Below are 20920 nucleotides of genomic sequence, written 5' to 3' on the forward strand. Positions count from 1 at the left end.
ACTCCTTCACCAATCTTGTTACCATCTTTATCAAATAACTCAACTTTAGATCCTGGTTCTGCACTTACTTCAACTGGTGTCTTAGTTCCTGCTTTATCTGTTAGATCTGTGTTGATTTCTGGTTTAGCTGGCGCTTTTGTATCTCCTGTTGCTTTTTCTGGTGCGCTTGGTTGTGATACATTTCCTGCTGGATCTGTTGCTTTCGCTGTTACGTCTCCTGCTGGAAGTTCTACTGTTGGTGTGATTGTAGCTTTTCCGTTTTCGTCTGCTACTCCTTCACCAATCTTGTTACCATCTTTATCAAATAACTCAACTTTAGATCCTGGTTCTGCACTTACTTCAACTGGTGTCTTAGTTCCTGCTTTATCTGTTAGATCTGTGTTGATTTCTGGTTTAGCTGGTGCTTTTGTATCTCCTGTTGCTTCTTCTGGTGTGCTTGGCTCTGACACATTTCCTGCTGGATCTGTTGCTTTCGCTGTTACATCTCCTGCTGGAAGTTCTACTGTTGGTGTGATTGTAGCTTTTCCGTTTTCGTCTGCTACGCCTTCACCAATCTTGTTACCATCTTTATCAAATAACTCAACTTTAGATCCTGGTTCTGCACTTACTTCAACTGGTGTCTTAGTTCCTGCTTTATCTGTTAGATCTGTGTTGATTTCCGGTTTAGCTGGCGCTTTTGTATCTGGTGTTGAACTTGGGCCTTTAACCGTTACTTTAACTGGAACTTCTTCTTTAGATCCATCTGGGTATGTTACAACTACTGTCGCATCTTTTTCACCTGGTGTTGCTGTGTCTACTGGATCTTTGAAGGCTACTTTTGTACCCTTAGGAAGATCTTTTACATTTTCAATTGAATCTTCTGCTTTTGGTGTTGTTCCTTTGTTTACAGTTTGTGGTTTAGCTGTTGGTGTGTTCTTATCTGCATCTGTTGGTTTTTTAGTTACAAATTCTGATAAAGGTTTTTTATCTTTTGAACCATCAGCATATGTCACAACTACATTATCATCAGCATCTCTGGTAATTGATTGAATACGTGAAGGTTGTTCTTGTGCATCCACTAATGAACCTTTTTTATCCGCTAAACGTGCGTCTGGATTGTTTTGAGAATATTCAAGTTTAACCTTCTCTTTAATTTTTTCAAACTCTTTATCAGTAACATTGTTAACATCTGATACAACTACTTTGTCAGCTTCTGCTGGAGTTTTAATATCATATTTTTGAGTTTGAGGTTTGAGAATTACATTAACTGCAGTTGGGTCAGTAGCATCTCTACCATTTCCTCTTGCGTCTGCACCATCTTTGTCGATAGCTTTTACAAAACGCCATCCTAATGGAGTTCCTCCATTTTGAATCGCAGCTTCAAATTTTTCTTTTGTAAATGCTCCTTCTGGTGCTGGAGTACCAGTATACGTGATAACAGCTGGATTCTCTGCTGTCGCTGTTGTTTCAGAAGTAAATTTATTCGCCGTAAATCCGTATTGAGTATTTTGTTTATTAGTTTCTCCTGCTACGTCTTTAAATTCTTGGTTACTTCCTCTTCTTAACTCAGCACTTGCAAGTTTGCCGCTATCATCTTTGATTTTAATATCAAAAGAATTCACTTCTGATGCATAAACATAGACTTCTTTTTTATTAGGTGCTGGATCTGAATATTGAATTTCTACTGTTGGTTTTTCGTTTGTACGTACAAATTCTGACAATGGTTTTTTATCTTGAGAACCATCTTTATAGGTTACTACAAGATTTCCTTTGTCGTCTTTTGTGACTGATTCAATCTTAGCATCTTTATCAGCTACAGCTGTACCTTTTTTGTCTGCTAAGTTAGCATCATCATTCGTTTGAGAGTACTCAAGTTGGAGTTTCTCTTTGATTTTAGCCAAGTCGGCATCTGTTACATTAGCTGGATCTGCTACAACAACTTTTTCAGTTGGAGTTGCAATGTCATATTTTTGAGTTTGCCCCTTAAGCATGACACGGAATGCACCTGGATCAGTTGCAGTTGAGCTACCCACAGCTTTATTCTCAATAGATGCTCCATCAGCATCAGTTGCAGTTGCGTAACGCCAGCCTAGAACCATACCTTCTGGATTTTCACCTTTAGTTGCTGCATCTAGTTTATCTTGTGATAAACCATCTGTCGCTGCTGGTGTACCTCTATAAGTAATGACTGCTGGTGCATCTGCTGTTGCTGGTGTTTCAGCAGAGATAACATTTGCTTTAAATCCATATTGAGTATTGATGGTATTTGCTTCACCTTCAACTGGCTTAAATGGTTGGTTTCCTCCACCATTTACAATTGCGCTAGTGATTTTCCCACTATCATCTTTGAATTTGATATCGAATGAGTTTTCTTCCCCACCGTATACATAAACTTCCTTAGTAGCTTTATTAGAGTAAGGAATCTCTACTGTTGGAGCTACTACTGGAGCTGCTGGATTTACTAGATATGCTGCTGCAATCTTATCTTTTGATCCATCAGGATAAGTGATAGTAAGGTTCCCTTTTTCATCCACACTGTATTGTGAATCTGCTGGAAGACTTGGGTTAGCAGATTTCACTGCTTCGATAATCTTGTTCTTTTCAGTTTCACTAACGCCGTTAGAATCTGCAACATCTACTTTTGTACCCGCAACTGGCTCATACTTCTTGGCTGACTCAAGGACTATTACTTTAAGTTCTCTGTATATCTTTGTTGGTTTATCTCGATTACTTGCATGAAAAATAACACTGGTAGTTCCTGCTGGTTGATCCATTGCAACAGTACCACTATATTTAGCATCACGTTGTCTAATCGTAGCTCCATTTGAAGTTCCTAGGTACCCCCCTGATGGTAGTACTCCGTTTATAGCTGTCGCATTTTGCTCAACTGAAAATTTCTCTAAAGCTGTAGCTTGAGCTACAACATCAACATCAATGTTATCACCAGGATATACTGTAATAGTCTCTCTACTTACTAATAGTCTAGTATCATTATTACCAGTAACCCCACCATCAATAATAGTTAATGGTGTTTTCGTAACTGTAATCGGTGCACTCTTAGCTGACTCTGTTCCACCTACTGGTGTTGAAGTAGCTGTAATCTCTCCTTCAGGAAGACTGTTAGTAGGGTGAACAGTTGCTACACCTTGATCGTTAGCTACAGCTTCACCAATCACGACACCATCTGTGTTGTAAAGCTTAACAGTTGAACCTGCTGGTGCTTTAACTGTCACATCAGCTGGAGTACTTGCTTTACCTGCCAAATCGTTGACAATTTCTGGACCGCTAGTTGTTGGTGTTGCTGCTGGATTGTTAGTCGCTGCACCTGCCGCTGGTTTGTTAGTTGCTGCGTCTGGCGCTGGCGTGCTTGGTTTTGGTGCTTCTGGTTTTGGAGTAACTGGCTTAGCTGGTGCTACTGCTTCTTTTTCAACAATTACTTTTACAGGAACTTCTTTTGTAGATTTATCCGGGTAAGTTACAACTGCTGTTGCTCGTTTTTCACCTGGAGTTTGTGTATCTACTGCATCCTTGTACTTAACTGTTGTTCCTTTTGGAAGAGTGTCTAAGTTTCCAATTGATTTTGTCGCATCTGGTTTTTGACCAACTTTTACAGTTTGATCTTTCGCTGTTGGTGTGGAAACATCAGACTGCCACATCTTTATAGGGTTAGTTGCAATGTTGGCGAAACCTGCATTGGCACCAGCAGTGGCACTACGCATCATACCAAACACAACCTTCATATCTTTCAACTGTTCGTTAGATGTTGTTGCAGGAACTTCAGTTCTAAAACTCCATGCATAGCCATCATATCCTGAACCACCCGTAGTCGAACGGTCCACAATCAAACGTTTGTCATTCAAGGCAACATTATCCAATAACTCTTTAGTTCTCGGAGAAGAATTAGACGCCGCACTCTTGAAATATCTATCCTCTTGACCGGCAAGTTTTTCTATGGAACGACCATGGATACCACTTTCCCAACCAGAGGCCAGAGCAAAGGTATCTTTTTGATCTAATGGTAATCCAGCAGCTGTATTTGGTGATGGATTTTCAAACGTTACAGAACTACTCAACGCTGAACCATCAGGTTTTATACGTTGAACTTTTCCATTTATAAATTTAGGGTTGATTGGGGCGTTATATTTTAAACGTGTAATGCTAGTTGGCATATTAACTTCTGCAGGAATTTGGATGAAATTTCGATATACATTTCCTCCATCTGTATTATACGTATTAGATAGATTTTCTGCATGATCATTATAAAAGACAAGCCAATCTAATGAAGTAATCTTCCCACTAGCGTCTTTATTATATTTAACTTTATAATTTGTAACTCTAGAAACTGCATTAACAGCGTCATCTGTAGACGTGGCTTTATTAACATCATTAAGGATATAGGTATCACTATGACCATTTGCGGCTGCATTTGTACCTTCTGAATAGGCAACTTCCGCTCTAAAAGCATTATTTTTATCTAATGCTTTACCGTTACGTGCGTCGTTAGATCCTGTGTTTTCGATTGAGTTAGATTCTGATTTTTTCTCAGTGTTTTCTGCTTTTTTACCTACGGTTGGTTGTCCGTTAGTAGTATCTACTGCTGGAGTTTCTTTTTTCTCTACAGGTTTGTTTTTTAATTTAGTGTTCGCTGTAGTTACTAATTTGCTGTAAGCTTTTGTAATTTCGTCTTGAGTTGTTGCGTTTGCTAATGTAGCTTTCGCAGCTTCTAAGTCAGCTTTTAATACCGCAACACTCTCTTCTGTTTTGTTTTCGTATGTTCCGTTAGCTAATTTTGCTTCGATTTCTGCAATGTAGTTTTCAAGTTTAGTTTTATCTAAAGCTTTAACTTCTTTTGCAGTTTCTCCATCAAGTTTGGCTGCTACAGCTGGTGTTGTAGTAACTTCTGGCTTGATTTCTGCTACAGCAGCAGGTGCCTCATAAGTCTTGCCATCTCCGTTCGGTGTAGGGTTAACATCCCCAGTAGTCGAGTTGTTTGCTACAGTAGTTTCTGCTGTGTTTGCATGAACCACTTGAGTAGCTAAGCTAGCACCGACCGCAAAAACAAGAGAACAACCGAATAGGAAATGCTTTCCTTTTTTGATCATTCTCCAGTTCTTTTGCTCTGCATTTTTACGATTAAAATACACTATATTTTCTCCTTTTAATTTCTAAAAATAGCATGTAGTACACATACACATACACATACACATACACATACATTCAACATTATAATTTATATAAGCAGATTTGTCAATTATATTAATTATTTTTTATTTTTTTCCAGTATTTTCAGAATATTTCAGGATTTAAATCATTCACTATATTATAATATTGCACTAAAAATAAAATCTCCCTTTCCTTCAAAACTATGATAAATGCCATTTTTTGAATACTTATAAAGAATATATTGATTTCACCTACAGCTAGCTCATCCCTTTTGAGTGTCAAAAAGTAGAGAACTATGAAAGTAAAGCTTATCAGATACCAATACTCTTCGAAAATCTCTTCAAACCACGTCAGCTTCCATCTGCAACTTCAAAACTAGTATTTTGAGCAACCTGCAGCTAGCTTCCTAGTTTGCTCTTTCATTTTCATTGAGTATAAACTATGGTCAAGAAAAAGTCATTCTCTCTGACCATCTCTTTGAAACCTTACAAGCCGTCTAGGGGTCTGCATTTTTCCTCTTCAAAAAAAGCCCCATACTATCTGGTGTTCAGGAATTCCTGCTACAGATAGTATAGAGCTCAAGCAATAGTCACATAACTGCAACTGCTTTTCTATTCTTGCATGGTGTAACCAACACCACGCACGGTTTTAATGTAGCTTTTTTGACCTTTTACATCAAGCTTGCTACGTAGATAACGGATATAGACATCCACGATATTTGTTTCGGTCGCACTTTCATACTTCCAGACACTTTCCAACAACTGCTCACGAGTCAGAACTTTCTTGCTTCCCATAAGAGTAGCCAAGAGGTCATACTCACGACGAGTCAAAGCAATCATCTCCTCGCCACGATAAACGGTATGATGTTCTACGTCCATACGCAGATTGCGGTAAGACGTTGGAACCTTCATCTGACTACAGTGTTGGTCGATAAAGTCCCGACCTCGGAAAATCGCTGAAATACGAGCTACCAGATTCTCAATAATAACTGGCTTATAGATGTAAGAAACGGCAAAGCGTTGGATTGTCTCAATCTGATCTTGCAATTCTTCACGATGGTCCAAGACCATGATAACTGAGGCTGGCTTAGTCCGACTCAGCTTGTCTGCAAAATCCTGGGCTGTCATATCCCCCAGATGAGCATTCAATAAAATCAAGTCATAGTCTGTCTGAAGAGCCATGGAGAGGGCTTTTTGCCCCTCCTCAACCTGATCAACTCGGTATTGCTCTTTTTGGAGCTCCAAACTTAAAAAATGAGCTAGATTTCGTTCTTTCTCAAGTAATAAAATCCGTTTCCCCATGGCAGACCTACTTATTTTTCGTCATACCAAGAGTAGTGGAATGTTCCTTCTTTGTCTTTACGTTGGTAAGTGTGGGCACCAAAGTAGTCACGTTGCGCTTGGATCAAGTTAGCTGGAAGGTCAGCTGAACGGTAGCTATCAAAGTAAGTAATAGCTGCTGAGAAGGTTGGCACTGGTACACCAGCTTGAATAGCAAGAGCTACGATATCACGCACTGCTTGTTGGTACTTAGCAGTAATATCCAAGAAGTACTCATCCAAAAGAAGGTTAGCAAGGTCTGCATCACGGTTGTAAGCATCTGTAATCTTTTGCAAGAAACGAGAACGGATGATACAGCCATCACGCCAGATAGATGCGATGTCTGCGAATGGCAAGTTCCAGTTGTTTTCTTTAGAAGCTACACGCAATTGAGCAAAACCTTGTGCGTATGAAATGATTTTTGAGAAGTAAAGGGCTTGACGGATTTTTTCAATCAGCTCAGCCTTGTCTCCTTCAAATTTGAAGTCAGCTGGTTTTGGAAGGACCTTGCTTGCATGCACACGTTCTTCTTTGTAAGTTGAAATGTAGCGGGCAAATACTGACTCAGTAATTAGCGACAATGGCACACCAAGGTCAAGTGATGATTGGCTAGTCCATTTACCAGTCCCCTTGTTACCTGCAGCATCAAGGATGTAGTCTACGATTGGTCCATCTTGACCTTCATCGTCTTTACGGCTCAAGATATCAGCTGTGATTTCGATCAAGTAGCTGTCCAATTCACCCTTGTTCCACTCAGTAAAGATTTCAGCCATGTCTTCTGCAGAAAGGCCTAGCAAGTGTTGCATCAAGTCATAGCTTTCTGCGATCAATTGCATATCACCATACTCGATACCGTTGTGGACCATCTTCACGTAGTGACCAGCTCCATCAGGACCGATGTAAGTTACACATGGTTTGCCATCTTCTGGTGCTTTAGCTGAGATTTCTTCAAGAACATCCGCAACCAATTCATAGGCTTCTTTTTGTCCACCAGGCATAATAGAAGGACCTTCAAGGGCACCTTTTTCACCACCAGAAACTCCAGTACCGATAAAGTTAATACCTGAGTTTGCCAATTCTTCATTACGACGGATTGTATCTTTGTAGAAAGTGTTTCCGCCGTCAATCAAGATATCACCTTTGTCAAGGTGTGGAAGAAGGGCTTGGATAGTAGCATCTGTACCAGGTCCAGCTTGAACCATCAGCATGATACGACGAGGTTTTTCGATTGAGTTTACAAAACTTTCAACGTCATAGCTTGGTACGAAGTTCTTTTCAGGATGGCAAGCAATCACATCTTCCGTTTTTTCTTTACTACGGTTGTAGATAGCAACTGTGTAACCACGAGATTCAATATTAAGGGCAAGGTTACGACCCATTACGGCCATACCTACGACACCAAAGTTAGCTTTTGTCATTTGACACTCCTCTTATTTGATTTGTTTTATTTTATCATTTTTATTTTTGAAAAGAAAGAATTTTGTAACGACTGCTTAGTAGTCCAAGTCATCCGCATGTCCAGAACCATTTCCAACAAAGTATCCTGTCTTACAGTTAAGGGTAAAGAGATAGGTTCCATCTGGCTTGTAGAGGTTGTAATAACCATTGCCATTAACGATATTGACACGTTCAAGGATGTATTGGTTACCAGTGATATAACCACGTGAGCGTGAAGTCGCTAGAATTTGTTCCAAAACACCATCCGCGAAATCCCAGGCAGAGTTGTTACTATCATCAATAACAGATTGGTTGTAGGCAACACGACTGGCACTTCTTTGAACAGCAACTCCTGCACTTGATACGCCCATATTGACTTCACTACGAGAACTTCTAGTCTCATTTGAGGCCGCATTTGAGCTACTTGGACTGGTCTCACTAGTAGTATTTGAGCTGGCTTGACTAGAGTTTGAACTGCTAGTTTGACTTGAACTTGAGCTAGAAGTACTTGTTTGCTGACTCTTACCAAGACTGATAGCCTTATCTAGCACTTTATCAAGCTCCGTATTCCCAGTTTTAATATCTGTAAATTTAGCATTCGATTTGGCTTTGGCATTGGTATCTAACACACCATCAACAATAGCTGGTTTCTCAAATTGTGCATTGACATCTTGAATGGCCTTGATTTGCATTGCTAGACTATCATACTTAGATTTGGCAAGCGTATGTTCACGACTACCTTCCAGCTTATCAAGCAAGGTTTTAAGTTGAGTCAGTTTATCAAACTGGCTATTTTTTAAAGCCGTTTTGTTGCTATCTGTATAGAAGCCATCATATAAATTATTAAATTCTTCCGCTTCTGCCTGTGAGTTTGTGGTTGATTGAGAAGTCTGGATTTCCTTGGTCGAACGAGCTACTTGACGATAAACATAATAACCAGTTCCAAGGATGAGAACTACTAAGGCTGCTAGAATACCGTAAATCAGCCATTTTTTCTTACTTTTTCCATCTTCACTATCCGTTACTCGAGAAAATGTTGGAACTTCTTCCTCTCCAAACAATTGTACTTCTTCAGTCTCAAATTCTTCGGCAAGAGGGACTTCTGAAACGCGTGTGAATTCTAAATCATCAAACTGACTCAATTCATTTTCTGAATCTGGAGAATGAACTCCTGTTTCCTCACGAAGCTCTTGAAGCAAATTATCCAGAGTCTGAGTCTCCTCTATCTCTTCTACCTCTTCTTTTTCAACTAAATCATCCTTGCTAAACTGACGCGTTTCAAACTTATCTGCCTCAATTTCATCTTTGTGTTGCTTGATATACTTGTCCAAAATGGAATCTTCAGGTAGGACCCCTGCTTCCACCTCTTCATTTTTTCGAATAGCTTGTCCAACCGTTAGCTCTTTGGCATCATCAAAATCAAATTGCGGTTCTTGATCTTCATTTTTATGACGATTCCGTCTCTTCTTAGTCATGAGTTTACCTTCCTACTTTACTTTCTGGCGTTTAACACGCTGACCAAAATATTGATACAAATCAACTTTTAAGGTACCATTGTATAATTTACGTTTCTTATCTGCTTGACTACCGTACTTGGTCTCAAAAGCTTCATCACTAGTTAAGATAAATTTGCTCCAGGTTTTCAGCGGTGCAAATACTTGCCCCATTTCAGCATAAAGCTTGGTAACCCCTTCATCATCTGACAAACGTTCCCCATAAGGCGGATTGGAAATAATCACTCCATTGATTTTATCAGAACGCAAATCCTGCACGCGCATCTGCTTAAAGGTAATATCTCCTGCAACCCCTGCTGCCTGGGCATTTGCCTTAGCAATTTCCACCATGCGAGCATCAATATCACAGCCCATAATATCTAGTTCCAACTCACGATCCACTTTCTTAGCTGCCTCTGTGCGAACCTCTTGAATCAAACGATCACTAATCCAGTTCCATTCCTCAAATGCAAAGGAACGGCGCAGACCAGGCGCCATCTTTCTAGCAATCATAACCGCCTCAATACAGAAAGTTCCTGAACCACAGGTCGGATCAATCAAAGGCTTGTCTGGATACCAGTTAGAAAGTTGCAAAATAGCTGCTGCCATGTTTTCCTTGATAGGAGCCCCACCTTTTTCGGTACGATAGCCACGTTTAAAGAGACTAGAGCCTGTCGTATCAATCATGACAGTTGCTACATCTTTGAGAATAGATACCTCAATCTTAAACTCTGGGCCATTCTCCATCAGAGGAACACCTTCTGGACGGGCATAGTGTTTCTGCAACTTCTTAACAACAGCCTTCTTTGAAATAGCCTGTACACTTGGCTCATTGTGAAGTTTAGATTTAACACATTTAGCTTTTGAAATTGGGAACCGAGCACCAAGCGGCAAATAATGTTCCCAATCTAGGGCAAATACTCCCTGAAACAGCTCTTCAAAAGTCTTAGCAGGGAAAGTACCTACAATAATCTTGATACGGTCTGCCGATCGAAGCCAGAGGTTGGTTTCGATAATTGCTCTTGCATCTCCTTGAAAACGAACACGGCCGTTTTCAACCTGACAATCATAGCCCAACTCTCTCACTTCTCGTCCCACAACAGCTTCAAGACCTGCTGCTGCAGTAGCGATTAAATTAAATTCTTTTTTCATTTTCAGTCTTGTAAGACCTTTCTATATGTCCACTTTAAAAAATGAGGTTGAGAAAATTTCTCAGCCCCAACCTATATGCAATTTTCTATAAGCCATGTTTTGTTCCAGAAGTGACTAGGACCACTTCCTTCGATAATCATCTGTCTACCACTAACAGCATAGAGCTGATAGTAGTCAGAGTACTACGTTCGTTTCCGCGTACTCCATGCCCCGACCAAAATTTGGGTTGCTAGCTTGAGGGGTTTACCGCGTTCCACTCTCTCCGTTTCCGAAAAGACTCCGTCACTGTGGCACTTTCAAGCCTACTCTGGCCTATCCAAGGACTTAGCCATTTCAACTGCCGTAACGATTTCTCGTCCCTAGGCTTATGAATTCGCCTAGCACAAACACTACAGGCATCACAGCCTGTGCTAGCATGGACTTTCCTCATGAAAAGAAATTCTCTCCACGCGATTATCCAAAAATTGCACATTTTAAATAAGCTCTTATAAATCAGAGTTATCCAAAATTTGTTTACCAAACACTTCTTTTTCGAGACGATTCAAGCGTTTCAAAATATCAAAATTCGTCATAGAGCCTGAAGTTGCCGCTTCAAGAGGCTCTGCTTGAACTGGTGAAGGTTTCGGTTTACGAGATAATTCTTCCTTCAACTCAGCAATTTCTTGACGGAGAGACTTAACTAGGGCAGCATAAGTTTCATAGTCCTTGATGACATCATCCAAAAATTCATCAACTTCAACCTTACTATATCCACGAACTTCACGCCCAAACTCTTGCTCAAAAATATCTTTTGCTGTAAAAATAATACTTGCCATCTCTCTCTCCATTCTCGATTTCTAATAGTATTATTATATAAAAAAAGGCAAACAAAAATCAAGGTCAAAGGCTTACTTTTCAGAAAAATTTTCTGCCAGCTCATTTAAGTCTTCAAAGGTTAGCCTTTTTATACGATAACCTTCCTGATTTGTCATCAGCTTGTCCATAAATTTTAATTTTGTCTCATTTTCTGGATCATAGAAAAAATAGGCTAAATCAGTATTTTCCAGTAAAAATCGTTGGTAATCACGCAGTTGTCCCATGTTTTCATACTTAGGATAAGCATATTTAATAAAATCTACCTGCTTAAATTGGCTAAGTTTAAGCTGATTAGCTTCATTCCAATTTTCCCCGTGTGTTTCAAAATCAAAAATAGTCGCTAGGCTGAAATCATACTCGTCTTTCATTTCATTTGCAACATCGAGAACCCAGGACTCAAATCCTAAATTCCCTGTAAATACCAGCCATTTAAGTCCCTCTTCAGCTAAACTTTCTAAATCCCTTCGAATCGCTTTCTTTATAACTTTTAACCTGACATCCTTTTCGTTAAAGACACCCAAGTCGAAGTTAGAGTAGCCCATAATTAAAGCTGTAGTCATTTTTGCCCCTTTCTTTATATTTTTATGGTATAATAGAGCGATGTTATTGTACCAATAAGGAGAAATATGGTCAACTATCCTCATAAAATTTCATCAAAAAAAAGCCAAACATCCATTTCTCAACCAAAAAATTTTGCAAATCGAGGAATGACTTTTGAAAAGATGATTAACGCTACCAACGACTACTATCTGACGCATGGCATGGCCGTTATCCATAAAAAACCAACGCCTGTTCAGATTGTTCGAGTAGATTATCCTCAACGTAGTCGAGCCAAAATTGTAGAAGCTTATTTTAGACAAGCTTCCACAACAGATTACTCTGGCGTATATAGAGGACATTACATTGACTTTGAAGCCAAGGAAACACGACAAAAAAATGCTATTCCACTAAAGAACTTCCATCTTCATCAGATTCAACATATGGAACAAGTTCTGGAACAGCAGGGCATTTGCTTCGTTCTACTTCATTTTTCTTCTCAACAAGAAACTTACTTGTTGCCGGCACTTGATTTGATTCGTTTTTATCATCAAGATAAGGGTCAAAAATCAATGCCACTTGGATATATTCGGGAAAACGGATATTTAGTAAAGCAAGGTGCTTTCCCTCAAATTCCCTATCTCGACATTATCAAAGAACATTTACTAGGTGGTAAAACAAGATGAACAAACAAATTATTCTGCGATTCTTAAAGTATATGGGGATTACATTCCTTACCTTATTTATCGCTTTATTTCTATTAGGTGGTGGTGTCTTCCTCTACTTTGTTAGCAAGGCTCCAGCCTTATCTGAAAGTAAATTGGTTACGACAACTTCTAGCAAAATTTATGACAACAAGAACGAATTGATTGCTGACCTTGGTTCTGAACGTCGCGTAAATGCTCAAGCCAATGAAATTCCTACTGATTTGGTTAAAGCTATCGTCTCAATCGAAGATCACCGCTTCTTTGATCATAGAGGTGTTGATACCATTCGTATCATGGGAGCTGCATTGAGAAACCTCCAAGGACAAGGGGGACTCCAAGGGGCTTCAACCTTGACCCAGCAATTGATTAAATTAACTTACTTTTCTACTTCAACTGCTGACCAAACCATATCACGTAAAGCTCAAGAAGCTTGGCTAGCAGTTCAGCTAGAACAAAAAGCAACCAAGCAAGAAATCCTGACCTATTACATCAATAAAGTCTACATGTCTAACGGTAACTATGGAATGCAAACTGCAGCCCAAAATTACTATGGAAAAGACTTGAAAGAATTAAGCTTGCCGCAGTTAGCACTCCTTGCTGGAATGCCTCAGGCACCGAACCAATATGACCCTTATTCCCATCCAGAAGCTGCTCTCGAACGTCGTAATTTAGTACTTTCAGAAATGAAAGAGCAAAATTACATCAGTGCAGAACAGTATGAAAAAGCAATTAATACTCCTATCACTAATGGTCTCCAGAGCTTGAAATCAGCCAATAGTTACCCAGCCTATATGGATAACTACCTCAAGGAAGTAATCAACCAAGTTGAACAAGAAACTGGTTACAACCTTCTTACTACAGGTATGGATGTCTACACAAATGTGGACAAAGATGTTCAACAGCGACTTTGGGATGTTTATAATACAGATGAGTATGTTGCTTACCCAGATGATGAACTCCAAGTAGCGTCCACTATCGTAGATGTATCAAATGGTAAAGTAGTCGCTCAGTTAGGTGCCCGTCACCAATCAAGTAATGTATCTTTCGGCATCAACCAAGCTGTTGAAACCAACCGTGACTGGGGTTCTACTATGAAACCAATTACTGACTATGCGCCCGCTTTAGAGTATGGAGTTTATGACTCTACTGCAACTATTGTACATGATGTTCCTTATAACTATCCTGGTACTGATACTCCAGTCTACAACTGGGATCATGGATACTTTGGAAATATTACAATCCAGTATGCACTTCAACAGTCACGTAATGTCACAGCGGTTGAAACCTTGAATAAGGTTGGTCTGGACAGAGCCAAAACCTTCCTAAATGGTCTTGGTATCGATTATCCAAGCATACACTACGCAAATGCCATTTCAAGTAATACACCTGAATCCAACAAAAAATACGGCGCAAGTAGTGAAAAAATGGCTGCTGCTTATGCTGCCTTTGCTAATGGTGGAATTTACCATAAACCAATGTATATCAATAAAATCGTCTTCAGTGATGGTAGTGAAAAAGAATTTTCAGACGCTGGCACACGAGCTATGAAAGAAACAACTGCCTATATGATGACCGAAATGATGAAAACTGTCTTAGTTTATGGAACTGGACGTGGAGCCTACTTACCATGGCTTCCACAAGCAGGTAAAACAGGTACTTCTAACTATACTGACGAAGAAATTGAGAAATATATCAAGAACACTGGCTACGTAGCTCCAGATGAAATGTTTGTGGGTTATACTCGTAAGTATTCTATGGCTGTTTGGACAGGTTACTCAAATCGTCTCACTCCAATCATTGGTGATGGTTTCCTCGTAGCTGGTAAAGTCTATCGAGCAATGATGACCTATCTCTCAGAAGATAACCACCCTGGAGATTGGACAATGCCAGAGGGCTTATACAGAAATGGTGAATTTGTCTTCCAAAACGGAGCAAGAAATAGTTGGAATACACCAGCTACACAACAAACACAGTCAGTAGAGAATTCCTCTACAGCGACTGAAAGTTCAACTACTCAAGCAAATACGACGGTTGGGCAACAACCAAATAATGCTCCAGTAACTGAGCCTAATCAGGGACAAACTAGTCAAACCGTCCAACCAGTACAACCAACACCGCAAAATCCACCAGTTCAACAGCAACCACAACAGTAAAAAGTAAATCCTGAGTTCACAGTTCTGCTCAGGATTTTTTCTATAATAAAATATATTTCGCAATATTGAAAATATGGTAGATTGAAGTAGGATTCGAACGAATCGATTAATAATACTCAATGAAAATCAAAGAGCAAACTAGGAAGCTAGCCGCAGGCTGTACTTAAGTACGGCAAGGTGAAGCTGACGTGGTTTGAATTTGATTTTCGAAGAGTATAAAATCAAATTAATTTCTAGAAATGTTTTAGCAACCATGGCCTACTCTTCTAACTTCAATCCATTACAAATTCCCTCATTTATTTGTGCAGATTTTATTTCATTTCACTATAGAATAGCCATCAATCTATTTTCTAAAAACCAAAAGAAGTCAGCTAAAAACTAACTTCTTTTTTATCTTATTTCACATGTTTTGCAAGGTCTTCTTGCGCTTTTTTATTGGATTCTTCTTTTTCTTTCATCCATTTATCTTGAGCTTTTTGGTATTCCTCTACAGTGACTGCCTTGTCTTGAAGCTCAAGGTATTTATACAAGAGTGGTTCACTTGTACCTTTATTTCCTGACAATGCAAATGGTATTGTAAATGGTACCATCTTAGACAAGATTGGACGCCCTGTACGAGATGTAGTTGGAATAATCAAAGCACTATCTGTCAACCAAGCTTGGGCCGCAGCATATTTATCATATCGTTTAGAAACATCTATAGCCTCATCACCAGCTTCTGTAACCAATTTTTCGTAGTCATATAGACCTACTTTTTTAGCAGCTACATTATCTTTACCTGAGTCAAATCCTAAATATGTTTTAGTACTTTCTCCTACAGATGGTTTGATAATATCAAGGTAGGTTGATGGATCGGCAAAGTCAGGACCCCATCCAACGTTATCTGAAATATCCCAATCCTCACCAGCAGCAGTTTCTGCAAATAAAGTTACATTAAGCACTTCATCTTTTTGCAATTGTTGAATATCAATAATGACATTATCAGTTCCTAAAGTCGCTTCCAAGGATTGTTTCATAGATTGGACGCGCTGAACTTTTGTAGTTGCTGTTTGGTCAACAGGCATATCTAGGTGAATTGGGAATTGGACTCCTTCTGCTTGTAGGGCTGATTTGGCTTTAGCAAATTCAGCCTTGGCTTTCTCTGGATTGTAAAAGCCATCCTGAGAATCTGCAAGATTAACATCCTTCCATTCATCCCCATAAGTCACCAATTTTTCTTTGACCATATCGCCAAAGTTTTTACCATCTGCTTGAACAAATGTTGGTGGAACAAAGAGATTACGTAAGATTTTGCTTGCTCCAGTTTGTCCATTCAGCTGAGAGGCATAGGCCGTACGGTCAAATCCAAAGGCAATAGCCTGACGGAAATCCTTGTTTAAGAGAGCCTTTTTGGTAGATGTCTTTTGTTCTTCGCTAGTCTTAGAAGTATATTTATAGGACTGACGGTCAATATTTGTCCCCACTACATAAGTCGTAGAGTCCTGTTGCGTATAGACAATATTGTCTTTCATACTCTTCTCAAGCTCTGCAAAACTTGCATTTGTTGGATAGAGACGAGCTGCTGTAAGGCTACCATCTTTAAAGTTTTCTGCTGGTTTGCTAGTATCTTGACCATCCCAGAATGACAATTTGACCTTGTCAATATGGACATTGTCCTTATCCCAGTAGTTCGGATTTTTCACAAATTCAACAGCAGATTTGGTTACAATGGATTTCAACAAATAAGGACCATTATACAAGATACTACTTGGATCTGTTGCTTTGGCAAAATCATCCCCTTTTGAGTTCAAAAACTCTTCATTAACTGGTGCCAAGACACCCATGGTTGTTTTAGAATTCCAAAAACTTTCAGGTTTGTTCAAAGTGTATTGGACTGTTTGATCGTCAATCGCTTTAATCCCGACTTGAGAGAAATCTTTATTTTCCCCTTTAGCGTAGGCGTCCAAACCTTTAATTGAATCCTGTACCAAGTAAAGGGCTTCTGCTTTCTTATCTGTTGCATATTTAAGACCTGTTACAAAGTCTTGAGCCTTAACAGGAGCATACTCTTCTCCCTCAGATGTATACCACTTGGCATCCTGACGAATCTTATAAGTATAAGTCAAGCCATCCTTAGAAACCGACCAGTCTTCTGCCATTGAGGGAATAAGATTCCCGTATTTATCATTTTCAAGTAATCCATCAATCACATTACTAGTAATGTCAGCAGTCGCTGCCTTACCAGTTGTTAAATAGTTGAGATTATCTGGGTGTGTCTCGTAGGTAAATGCAAAAGTCTGCTCACCTTTAGTAGCAGAACCACCAGAACAAGCCGCTAAGACACCTGTAGCCAATAAAGTTACTCCCGCAAGAGCCAATACTTTTCTCGTTTTCATAAACTTCTCCTTCATTTTTCTATCCATTATAGCCCCTTTTTTAAACATTGTCAACAGAATTTTCAGAATTTTTGAAAATTATTTTTTAAACAATTTCGTTAAAAAATATGAATATTATCAATAATATTTCTAAACAGCAATTGGTAGCCTGTTGGGGTTGTTTAATCTAACTCATTTCTTACACACTGCAAAGCTGCTCCAATTACTTGGTGCATATCGTAATAACGATAGTGTCCTAAACGGCCACCAAAGATAACATTCCCTTGCTCATCAGCCAATTTTTTATATGATTTATACAAATGATTATTACGATCATTATTTACTGGATAATAAGGCTCATCACCTTTTTCCCAAGTTTTAGAATGTTCCTTAGTAATAATAGTCTTTGTTTGATTCCCAAACTCAAAATGTTTGTGTTCAATAATGCGAGTATATGGAGTTTCAGCATCAGTATAGTTGACAACTGCATTTCCTTGGTAATTCTCCATATCTAAGGTCTCATTTTCAAAACGAAGACTACGGTACTCTAGTTCACCTAACTTATAGTCAAAGAATTCATCAATCATACCAGTAAAGACAATCTTAGGAAAATCTTTCAGATATTGCTCTTTATTGGCAAAGAAATCAACATTTGTTTCTACATCAATATTTTCATGATCCAACATTTTTTCAACTATTTGAGTGTAGCCACCAATTGGAATCCCTTGATAGGTATCATTAAAATAGTTGTTATCATAGGTCAGGCGTACTGGCAAACGGCGAATGATAAAGGCTGGGAGTTCCGTAGTTGGCTTGCCCCATTGTTTCTCTGTATAATCTTTGATTAATTTTTCGTAGATGTCTGTACCTACTAGAGATATCGCCTGTTCTTCCAAATTTTCAGGAGTTTTGCCATTTAAAACAGCACGTTGCTCATCAATCTTAGCCTGTGCTTCTGCTGGCGTTACAACTCCCCAAAGTTTATTGAAGGTATTCATATTAAAAGGTAGGTTATAAATCTCTCCCTTATAATTAGCAACAGGAGAGTTAGTATAGCGATTAAACTCTGCAAACTGGTTTACATAATCCCAAATCTCCTTATCAGAAGTATGGAAGATATGAGCACCATACTCATGAACTTGAATTCCTTCCTCTTCACGAGTATAGATATTACCCGCGATATGATTTCGTTTTTCAATAACTTTGACTTTTTTTCCTTTTAAGGCTGCTTCATGGGCAAATACTGCACCAAAAAGACCAGCACCAACGATAAGATAATCGTACATAGATATCCTCCTTTAAAATTACATTTTCAAAAATAATTAGTTAAATTTTCTTTAATTTCTTATAGAAAATTTTAAGAAAATCAAGAATGAAATCATCCTTTAACAATACTAGAATTACACCGTAACTTCCAAAGAAAATGATTCCTTCCACACATAATAACAAAAAATTACTTAATTGTAAGCTCTTTGCAAGAATCATTCCTAAAGTACTTATACCTACAGTAAATAGATAGCGTATCCCAACTATTTGATGTATTATTTTAAAGAGTAAATCTCTCGTATAGTAAATCTGAACACATAAAACAACGAATTCTGCAATCATAGTGGCAAACGCTGCTCCACTTACACCATAAGCTGGAATTAAAATGAAGTTTAGTAGTAAATCTATTAACGCTCCTAAAGTAACTGAAAGTAATACGTACTTTTCTTTTTCTAAAGGTGTCAATACTTGAATACCTAATACACCCGTAAGTGCATTAGGAATAACTGCAAACATTAAAAATTGCATTCCTATAACAGCACCCAAATATCCCTCCCCAGCAAGTAGCAAAATACTTTCCTTTGATACTGAAATAAAGAATACTGACAATGGAAGCGATAAGAATAACGTAAAGTTCAAAGCTTTTGTCATAATTTCCAAAAACTGCTCCCTCATACGGTTATTAGCATAGTAGGACATTCTTGGAAGCAAAACATTTCCTAATGAAGTAACAACACTCAAGAGAATTCCCTTTAGTTTTGTTGCTGCAGTATATAATCCCACATCGTATGTTCCTTTCATACTTCCTAGCATAACGGTATCAAGATTCGTATAAATCGATACTACCAATGTCTGAGCAAATAAGATCAAAATCGGCTTTATATGTGGTTTAAAATGATAAGTTTCTGTCTTTTTAAATGATACATATTTAAATACTCGTTTAAAATTTAAAATATTTGATCCCACACTAGCAAAAACGGAAATTCCTGCATACATAATATAATCCTCAGGACTATGAATCATTAAGAAAATCATAGCCAACGAAAGAAGTCTGAAGAAAATTGATCTAAAAGTAATATAATCATATTGTTCAATTGCTTGAAAAAACCAACCAACTCCTATAACATTTAATAGTATGCCTATTGCATTGATATAAAATAATTCTTTATAGACGTACATTGACGGTAAAGCGAACAACATTATAAAATATGCAATGAGTACTAAAAATACAAGAATTACATTAATAATCAATAGTTCTTGGACAATGGTAGATAATTTTCTTTTATCATCACGTACTTTTGCTGCAGCACGTATGCCATACGTTGGAATACCAAGTGAAGCAATCATCATAAAATAAGATACAATAGATGATACATATGCTACAGTACCATTCGCCTCAACCTGAAGTACTCTAGAAACATAGGGAAATGTTAACAATGGAAAGATGAAATTTGAAACAGTCAAAATAAAATTCATTATAAAATTATATCTGATGGATTTAACTTTATAACTTGTCATATTATCCCTCATCTAAATAGAAAATTTTTCTCGATGTTCTTTATAATACTCGAACATAGCCTTATTCTGAGGACCAAACGATAAATGTCCCACAACCACATTTTCACTGACCATCAATGGTTTTGAATTTAAGATGCAAAAATTACAAATTTGGACTTCATCCACTCCAAGTCCAGCTCCCTCAAACTCAACATTAAAATGATCCATCAATTCCCATAAGCTTCTCTCAAATAAAATTGCACCGATACTGAAGCGAATTGCACACGGATTCACTTTTTTCTCTTCTTTTGAAAATTGTGCATTCAATGTATCTATGGTAGGAATTACTTCTCCATCGCCCCAGAAAAACTTCGCTACTTCGGGATTACTCTCTATAAAACGAGGCTGTCCAGCTATATATTTCGATTTTTCTCCAAATTTTTCATAATAAACATCTTCCAAGCCTAATTTTTGTAAGATTCTTTTATGTCCATAACCATTAACCGGAATTAGTGGTGCTACTNCACCAGGTGCATAATCCCCTTCTTGTGCTAAAATATATGCCTCTTTTAAATTTCCAAAATAATGTTCTGTAATAAAAATATCTTCATCAATTTTATAAATATATTGTGCTTGAGGATGTAAATTAATAGCTACGTTTTGAATTAAAGATATATTGTTCTGCTCCGTACTCAAATACGACCAATTATTTTCTTCACAAATTTGGTTTAATTTTTCTGAATAGATGCCAGAAGATAGGACACAAATATCCATTGTTTCTGGTGCAAATGTCTTTACTCTTCCTAGCACATCGCCATATAAAAATTCTTTATACCCCGCTAATATGATACATAAATCTTTACTATCTTTTTTACGGTCAATAAATTTCCCTGTATATTTAAATTTTTTTTCGAAGCGATATTGATTTTTTTTTCTTTGTAATTGTTGATAAATTCCTTTAGTCAGATGACTCTTTTTAAGAAACTTTTTAATACCCATTTTTTCTCC

Annotated in this window: 12 protein-coding genes and 1 other RNA gene; 2 read left to right on the forward strand and 11 right to left on the reverse strand. The window is 38.1% G+C overall.

Annotated elements, in window-relative coordinates; translation table 11 throughout:
• The 8 genes from D8787_RS12075 to D8787_RS09255 form a co-directional block, all read right to left on the reverse strand.
• Positions 1-5123 (reverse strand): Rib/alpha-like domain-containing protein (locus D8787_RS12075; protein WP_312023285.1); only part of this gene is annotated, 5123 nt, incomplete at its 3' end.
• 630 nt (positions 5124-5753) lie between these two features.
• A complete protein-coding gene (locus tag D8787_RS09225) occupies positions 5754-6443 on the reverse strand; it encodes a response regulator transcription factor (RefSeq protein ID WP_000518028.1) in 690 nt (229 codons plus the stop codon).
• Between the two features lie 11 nt (positions 6444-6454).
• On the reverse strand, positions 6455-7879 hold the full coding sequence (gene gndA / locus D8787_RS09230) for an NADP-dependent phosphogluconate dehydrogenase (RefSeq protein ID WP_125423163.1): 1425 nt from the start codon (positions 7877-7879) through the stop codon (positions 6455-6457).
• A gap of 75 nt (positions 7880-7954) precedes the next feature.
• Complete coding sequence (mapZ, locus tag D8787_RS09235; protein ID WP_125423166.1) at positions 7955-9373, reverse strand: cell division site-positioning protein MapZ; 1419 nt, start codon at positions 9371-9373, stop codon at positions 7955-7957.
• 12 nt (positions 9374-9385) lie between these two features.
• On the reverse strand, positions 9386-10543 hold the full coding sequence (locus tag D8787_RS09240; RefSeq protein ID WP_125423169.1) for a THUMP domain-containing class I SAM-dependent RNA methyltransferase: 1158 nt from the start codon (positions 10541-10543) through the stop codon (positions 9386-9388).
• Between the two features lie 83 nt (positions 10544-10626).
• Positions 10627-11008, reverse strand: an RNA gene (rnpB, locus tag D8787_RS09245) — RNase P RNA component class B.
• A gap of 20 nt (positions 11009-11028) precedes the next feature.
• Entirely contained in the window at positions 11029-11358 is a 330-nt protein-coding gene (gpsB, locus tag D8787_RS09250; RefSeq protein ID WP_042901525.1) for a cell division regulator GpsB, read from the reverse strand.
• 72 nt (positions 11359-11430) lie between these two features.
• On the reverse strand, positions 11431-11958 hold the full coding sequence (locus D8787_RS09255; protein ID WP_125423172.1) for a DUF1273 domain-containing protein: 528 nt from the start codon (positions 11956-11958) through the stop codon (positions 11431-11433).
• Between the two features lie 66 nt (positions 11959-12024).
• On the opposite strand from D8787_RS09255, the gene recU reads away from it, so the two are divergent.
• Complete coding sequence (gene recU, locus D8787_RS09260; RefSeq protein WP_000248750.1) at positions 12025-12621, forward strand: Holliday junction resolvase RecU; 597 nt, start codon at positions 12025-12027, stop codon at positions 12619-12621.
• Positions 12618-14795 (forward strand): penicillin-binding protein PBP1A, encoded by a 2178-nt coding sequence (pbp1a, locus tag D8787_RS09265; RefSeq protein ID WP_125423175.1) that lies wholly within the window; start codon positions 12618-12620, stop codon positions 14793-14795. The genes recU and pbp1a overlap by 4 nt, the downstream gene beginning before the upstream one ends.
• A gap of 395 nt (positions 14796-15190) precedes the next feature.
• Here the strand turns inward: pbp1a and D8787_RS09270 are convergent, their stop codons facing one another.
• The 3 genes from D8787_RS09270 to D8787_RS09280 form a co-directional block, all read right to left on the reverse strand.
• Positions 15191-17170, reverse strand: a complete 1980-nt coding sequence (locus D8787_RS09270) for a peptide ABC transporter substrate-binding protein (protein ID WP_125423178.1) — start codon at positions 17168-17170, stop codon at positions 15191-15193.
• A gap of 161 nt (positions 17171-17331) precedes the next feature.
• A complete protein-coding gene (gene glf, locus D8787_RS09275; RefSeq protein ID WP_125423181.1) occupies positions 17332-18441 on the reverse strand; it encodes a UDP-galactopyranose mutase in 1110 nt (369 codons plus the stop codon).
• Between the two features lie 34 nt (positions 18442-18475).
• A complete protein-coding gene (locus D8787_RS09280) occupies positions 18476-19933 on the reverse strand; it encodes a flippase (protein WP_125423184.1) in 1458 nt (485 codons plus the stop codon).
• Between the last annotated feature and the right edge of the window lie 987 nt (positions 19934-20920).

This window comes from Streptococcus mitis, assembly GCF_003944325.1.
Lineage (GTDB): Bacteria > Bacillota > Bacilli > Lactobacillales > Streptococcaceae > Streptococcus > Streptococcus mitis_CW.